This is a genomic window from Rahnella sp. GSA61A (genome assembly GCF_019969905.1).
In the GTDB taxonomy this organism is placed as follows: domain Bacteria; phylum Pseudomonadota; class Gammaproteobacteria; order Enterobacterales; family Enterobacteriaceae; genus Rahnella; species Rahnella aceris.
Window position 1 is genome coordinate 201,014 of sequence record NZ_JAHXYO010000008.1, and the last position, 6,323, is coordinate 207,336.

Sequence of the window (6,323 nt, forward strand, 5' to 3'; positions counted from 1 at the left end):
GGTTTTGAGTCGCGGAATAGCAGAAAAAAGTGAGGGAAAGCGATCAACCGGCGGCCTGATGACCGCCGGCATCAGGAGGTTAACTGTCGGGCATTTCCATTGAGCGGATCACCAGAAAATCTTCTGAAATACCTGCACCTTTGTCCACCTTCTGCACGTCATGTACAAACCAGGCATATATCTCTGAGGGAGCACTGTCTTCAGGCCAGGGTGGCGGCAATCCCTCATAAGCAGCGTGCCCGTAAGCCAAAAACTTTTTCGCCCTGCGTAATGCAGGAATGTAAACATCAGGCACGAGCTGACGGCGGGTATCGTGGCTACCCCGTATTTCCATCGCATTTTGCATACTCAGTGCAGCACGGTGAACATCATCCAGCCAGCCCCAGTGTTTACGCAAAATATCGATTTCATTGCGAATATCACTGGCGGTCTCCTGCGCTTTTGGCGAGATACCTAACAGGCCTGCCGACGCACCTGCGGAAGCCATCACCTGCCCGCGCTGTTCGGAATATTTTAGACACTGACTGCGATGCAGATAAAACTGTCTGCCCAGCCAGTCGATATAACTGTCGAGGTGCAAATTCTGCGCAGCAACGCTGAGATTTTTAAAAGGCACTGCCTGCTGATATAACGCTGTCCACTCTGCGACCGATTTCTCCTTCACGCTGTTTTCCATTATGAAGTAGCTGGCCACAGTTTCAGAATGCGCACGCAGTGTCTGGAAATCAGGGAAGGGAACGCCTGCCAGCGTAGCCTCACGGTACATTCTGTGTAAGGCGACCCGGCACAACTCGGCGCTCGGTTTTTGCTCATCAGGTTTTAGCCCGCCGCCCACATCTTCAGAACAGCCGGGCAGTAACTCCTCGCGGTATTTTTGCTTATCGCCGCCTAAGCGGTAAAGGCTGCGCCAGACCCGTGTTTCATGGGCCGCCACCAGATGCAGGGCGCTTTTCACCGCAACCGGTAACGGAGTGTCCTGATCGACATATTTATCCCCCAGCAAAATACTGATCCCCCTGATGGGGCCGCCGAATGCCCCGACAAACCAGTCCACACCGTTGTTATTACTGGCAGGCGTATGCCGGGCACAATCGAATAAACCAGTAAAAATGATCTCAACGGGAATACCCTGATAAACGTATTTATCGCCCTGCTTCTGGCAAATATCGTCGAGCAGCGTATCCAGAAACTTACGCGCCAGAGTTGCCCCGAGGTCGTAACCGAATAACGAGACCGAGATCAGCTTGATGGGCACCTGACTCTTATTTTTAGCCTCTTTAAACGCTTCTTCAAAAGAAGTTTTGGTTGAAGTGATTCGGGTATCTACGCCCGTCACCAGCATGTCGGCAATTACAGGATTGTCGCGCAACCAGGGAGTTGCTTCGATGCTCACTTTTTTCACCGCACTTTTCGTGATATCCCCGGCCAGCGTCACCCATTCAGTGGGTTTAATCAGCTTTTTACCGACATCTTTTAATACTTCCCACCACTTGCCTGTTTTAAAAAATTCTATGCCTGCTTCTTTGGCAATATCACCAGGCAGATCTTTTAAGTCATCCAGTGCGCTGCCTTTCGCGCCATCCATTATGGCGTGGAGCTTAGTTGTAATATCTTCACGGAAAGGAGTACCGAGCCCCGAGAAGTAAAAAGCATTATAATTGTGCTGGGAAGTATCCTGATCATGATCTGGAAATGCCCTGAATAATCTCGCAACATTGCTCAGACGTAACTCAGCTGAGTCTTGTTCAATATTGCGATGGATACCATCAAAAAAGAAACCGATGTGCCAGGTTCTCGAACAATTACCCAATCCCGCATCAACGGTTTGCTGAGCACGATTCGCAGCAGCGACAAGACTTTCGATATCCATTAGTGATCTCCCCGTGTAACTGATTTAGGAGAAATTTCAGGATGTTTTTCATAAGGTGACCAGGCATTGTCACTCCACCCTAATAAAACTTTATCTCCGGGGAGGAAATGAACGTGCAAATCATCTTCCCCCCATTTGCGTTCGGGAAGAGGAATGACAATACGGCGAGTCTCAAGTCGCATTCCCTTAAGATATTGTTCATGCGTTATATCAAGAGTCCAGATAACTTCCGCCGTCTTCCCGCTGATACTGCCACAACACGTTGTTTTACCCCCACCATGAGCAAATGCATTGGGTCCAGCGACACCATTCACACTAAATCCCAAAATAGGCCGGTCAATTTCGCTGTGAATAATTAATGTCACCGGTCCGGTCGGTGGCCCCCAAATGGATGCCCAGACTAACCAGCCTCCCCATCCCAGTATGAACAATAATAATCCTGCGCCCAGCCATTTACCCCAGCGCGCATAGCCGCGATTAACGGCTCCGTCTATTTTTTCCAGTCTTTTAAAAAAATCCATTTTATTTCCCGCCATAACTTTTTATTTACCGTTTACTGCATCTGGGAGTTCTTCATCCTTCGGACTAATAAAGCCACTCCCCCACCATAAGCGCACTTTATCTCCGGGCAGAAAATAAACATGTAAGTAATTTTCTCCCCATTTGCGCTCGGGAAGAGTCATGGTAATGCGACGGTTTTCTTTACGCAGTCCTGCATTGTATTGGGCGCGGGTTGTACTTAATGTCCAGATAACTTCCGCCGTCTTTCCGCTGATACTGCCACAGCAGGTTGCGCCCCCACCGCCATGTGCAAATGCATTGGATCCCGCTACACCATTCACACTAAATCCCAAAATGGGCCGGTCAATTTCGCTGTGAATAATTAATGTCACCGGTCCGGTCGGTGGCCCCCAGACGGATGCCCAGACTAACCAGCCTCCCCATCCCAGTATGAACAGTAATAATCCTGCGCCCAGCCATTTACCCCAGCGCGCATAGCCGCGATTAACGGCTCCGTCTATTTTTTCCAGCCTTTTAAAAAAATCCATTTTATTTCTCTTGTTATTTATTTTGACTGACGGAATCAGATGCCTGCCGCTGGTAATTTATTATCCTTGCCGGGATGTTTTTCATAAGGTGACCAGGCATTGTCACTCCACCCTAGTAAAACTTTATCTCCGGGGAGGAAGTGAACGTGCAAATCATTCTCACCCCATTTGCGTTCAGGAAGTGGCATGATTATTTTATGGATTTCAGTACGAGCTCCTGCTTGATATTGCGCAAGAGTGTAATCCACAGTCCAGACAACTTCCGCCGTCTTTCCGCTGATACTGCCACAACACGTTGTTTTACCCCCACCATGAGCAAATGCATTGGGCCCCGCGACACCATTCACACTAAATCCCCGGATAGGCCGGTCAATTTCTCTGTGAATAATTAATGTTACCGGCCCGGTCGGTGGTCCCCAGATGGATGCCCAGACTAACCAGCCTCCCCATCCCAGTACGATCAGTAATAATCCTGCGCCGAGCCATTTACCCCAGCGTGCATAGCCGCGATTAACGGCTCCGTCTATTTTTTCCAGTCTTCTAAAAAAATCCATTTTATTTCTCGCTAAGACTTTTATTTACGGTTTACTGTATCTGGCAGATCTTCAACCTTCGGATGAATAAATCCTGTACCCCACCACAAACGGACCTTATCTGCAGGAAGAAAATAAACATGCAGATAATTTTCTTCCCATTTTCGTTCGGGAAGAGGCATGATTATTTTATGGATTTCAGTACGAGTTCCTGCCTGATATTGCGCAAGGGTGTAATCAACAGTCCAGACAACTTCCGCCGTCTTTCCGCTGATACTGCCACAACAGGTTGCCCCCCCACCGCCATGAGCAAATGCATTGGGTCCCGCCACACCATTCACACTAAATCCCCGGATAGGCCGGTCAATTTCGCTGTGAATAATTAATGTCACCGGCCCGGTCGGTGGTCCCCAGACGGATGCCCAGACTAACCAGCCTCCCCATCCCAGTACGATCAGTAATAATCCTGCGCCCAGCCATTTACCCCAGCGGGCATAGCCACGATTAACGGCTCCGTCTATTTTTTCCAGTCTTTTAAAAAAATCCATTTTATTTCTCACGTTATTTTATTTTTGACTGACGTAATCAGATGCCTGCCGCAGATAATTTATCAACCTTGTCAGGATGTTTTTCATAAGGTGACCAGGCATTGTCATCCAGCGGCGTGGTGGCCTCGCGGTAGTTGTAATCGCGTTTGAAGATTTTGCCGGTCACGGCGTTCCAGTGGATTTTCAGCCCCCAGACGCTTTCGGCGTGGCCGTTGCTCATCCCCGACGGCTCGCAGTACGGCAGGGTCACGCCAAACTGGTACTGCTCCGGCCCGTCGCCGAACAGCACCTTTTCACACGTCAGGCGGTGTCCGCCTCAAAGCGAAACCAGATACCGACCTCGGCCAGAATGCGTTTTATAAACTGCAGGTCGGTTAAAATAAAAACCGGCTACATGCACAAAAGTCATTTAGCTGTTTATAAAAACGCTGCCCTTATCATCCCGCTCCAGCAGTGACCAAAGCGTACGGTGAAGCTTGCTTTCTTTATCTTCATATTCCGGCAGGGCTTGGCCTTGTTTGACATGAGCATAACGCAAACTGCCGTCGATAAAGGTGCCCCAGCGGCCCGAGTGCGGGCTGGTTTCGCCGCTGTATGCAGTAAGTCGGACGGGTTCCACCTGGCGTAATAACTTCTCTTTCTCCGGCCAGTTGTACAATTCCTCCGGTAATCCTTTCGGGAAAAAACCTTCCGGCGGCACATCGATAAATTCGCCTTCAACCCGACGGATAAGGGTCCAGCCTGTTTTTGCCCACTTAGACTCTTTCCAACTGAATCTATGTTTACAAGTTTCTGCGTCAAACCATTCGTTACGCTGAATGCCCTGCCGTGCATCAGGTGATTCACCATAATCAGCTGGTAAAAATCGAGCTGCCGAAAAATCAACATCAGGTAAATATATTCCAGTTTGGATTGGCACATCTCCTTTTTCTATTCTCACGGATGAGTCAAGTATATAAAGAGGAATTTTTTTTGGAATTTTTATATATGGGCGCACACAATTATCACTATATGTCAAACGCCCCTCCTCCCACTCTCCCCATATTGTTATTGATAAGTTTTTATCTAGTTCTGAAGCTTGATACTCATGATGTCTAATTTTATCTTTTTCTTGATCAGTCATCCACCCATCCCAAAACTCTACGATTCCCTTATTGATATTGCTCATAGCATGACCAATATCAAATGCCTTAACATCATTATGAGTTCGCAGAATGTAAGCCTTGATATAACGTTCCTTTAATGGTCGGATATTAGACATTACGCGTGATTCCCATACTATATCAGCCTGCTGCCATTGGGGGAGCTTACGGGTATTAATCGGCATTTCACGTTTATATCTTGCCAGGGCTTCTTCATGGGCATCGATATAGGCAATGATGGCGTCACGGGTTTCGGCATAATGTTCTGCTGAGATAAAATTTTCTAAAAAATAACATTCCTGCGGATGTAAAATCCCCATTATTCTTTTCCTTTTGGTTCATACCAGTTGTTTTTATTCTCTAGCTTCGGTAACCCCAGATAAGGGCTGACCGGGTCACTGCCCACATCGCCATAGCCCCAGCTGGTTTTACGCCGCTCACCGGTAAACTCTTTTTTAAGCTGCGACGGGTCCAGTACGATTTGTACCGCTCCGCCTTCCAGCGAATATTCTTTGGCATTCTCATTGATTTGTGTTGCAGCCCGGCCTTCCCAGACCTTGAGGGGCTGTCCCGGCGGAACGGTGTAAACGACATATTCTCCGTTTTCATTCCAGCTTTTCCATACGGCAAAGTTTTTACGCCAGTCACTTTTCGACGTCAGCTTTTCAAACTCTGCCTTTCGCATCCAGCAAATACTATTGTCGGAAGAGTTTGGATCAATAACTCGATAGATCATTTCACCTGAAGGTATTTCAACTGCTGCCATAGAGTTATCAAAGGTGCCAAACTTCCCATCTAATGGTGTTTTGCGAGATGCCAGCGATCTGATATCAGGCCACCCCTTATTAATAAACTTCTCTAAGTCCGGGGATAACTTATCTAATGCGGGATATGTTCTTTGTTTTCTGCCAACATCCACCCAATCCGGTTTTTCCTGCTTAAACATCTCCACTTCTTTTACCGCCCGTTCACCGCCGTAGAGGTGTACATTAGTGCCCACATGCGCGCGGTAGGCATTGTCACCCTCAACACGCAGGCGGTTTGCCAGTTTTTTCAGTAAATCCGTGACGGGGGCGAGGGCTTTACCCAGCATCCGGTCCGCGTTGCGACGTACTGCCATCAGCATGTTCCACAACGCGGCTACGGGTTGCTTTAACGATGCCGGGCCCCAGGCCGTGACT

General features: G+C 48.3%; 7 protein-coding genes and 1 pseudogene. All 8 read right to left on the minus strand.

Features of this window, described 5'->3' with window-relative positions; all coding sequences use genetic code 11:
* Positions 1–79: 79 nt before the first annotated feature.
* The gene (locus LC431_RS12920) at positions 80–1,870 is read right to left on the minus strand and encodes a phospholipase effector Tle1 domain-containing protein (protein ID WP_223509940.1); all 1,791 of its coding nucleotides are present in this window, start codon (positions 1,868–1,870) and stop codon (positions 80–82) included.
* The gene (locus LC431_RS12925; RefSeq protein WP_223509942.1) at positions 1,870–2,391 is read right to left on the minus strand and encodes a DUF3304 domain-containing protein; all 522 of its coding nucleotides are present in this window, start codon (positions 2,389–2,391) and stop codon (positions 1,870–1,872) included. The genes LC431_RS12920 and LC431_RS12925 overlap by 1 nt, the downstream gene beginning before the upstream one ends.
* 21 nt (positions 2,392–2,412) lie before the next feature.
* The gene (locus tag LC431_RS12930; RefSeq protein WP_223509944.1) at positions 2,413–2,919 is read right to left on the minus strand and encodes a DUF3304 domain-containing protein; all 507 of its coding nucleotides are present in this window, start codon (positions 2,917–2,919) and stop codon (positions 2,413–2,415) included.
* A 35-nt stretch (positions 2,920–2,954) separates the two neighbouring features.
* Complete coding sequence (locus LC431_RS12935; protein ID WP_223509946.1) at positions 2,955–3,473, minus strand: DUF3304 domain-containing protein; 519 nt, start codon at positions 3,471–3,473, stop codon at positions 2,955–2,957.
* A 20-nt stretch (positions 3,474–3,493) separates the two neighbouring features.
* Entirely contained in the window at positions 3,494–4,000 is a 507-nt protein-coding gene (locus tag LC431_RS12940; protein ID WP_223509948.1) for a DUF3304 domain-containing protein, read from the minus strand.
* Between the two features lie 97 nt (positions 4,001–4,097).
* A pseudogene (locus LC431_RS12945) lies at positions 4,098–4,375 on the minus strand (contractile injection system protein, VgrG/Pvc8 family); the annotation flags it as partial.
* 34 nt (positions 4,376–4,409) lie between these two features.
* Entirely contained in the window at positions 4,410–5,462 is a 1,053-nt protein-coding gene (locus LC431_RS12950) for a hypothetical protein (RefSeq protein ID WP_013573478.1), read from the minus strand.
* Positions 5,462–6,262: a hypothetical protein gene (locus LC431_RS12955; RefSeq protein ID WP_223509952.1), complete on the minus strand. Its 801-nt coding sequence runs from the start codon at positions 6,260–6,262 to the stop codon at positions 5,462–5,464. The genes LC431_RS12950 and LC431_RS12955 overlap by 1 nt, the downstream gene beginning before the upstream one ends.
* Positions 6,263–6,323 lie beyond the last annotated feature (61 nt).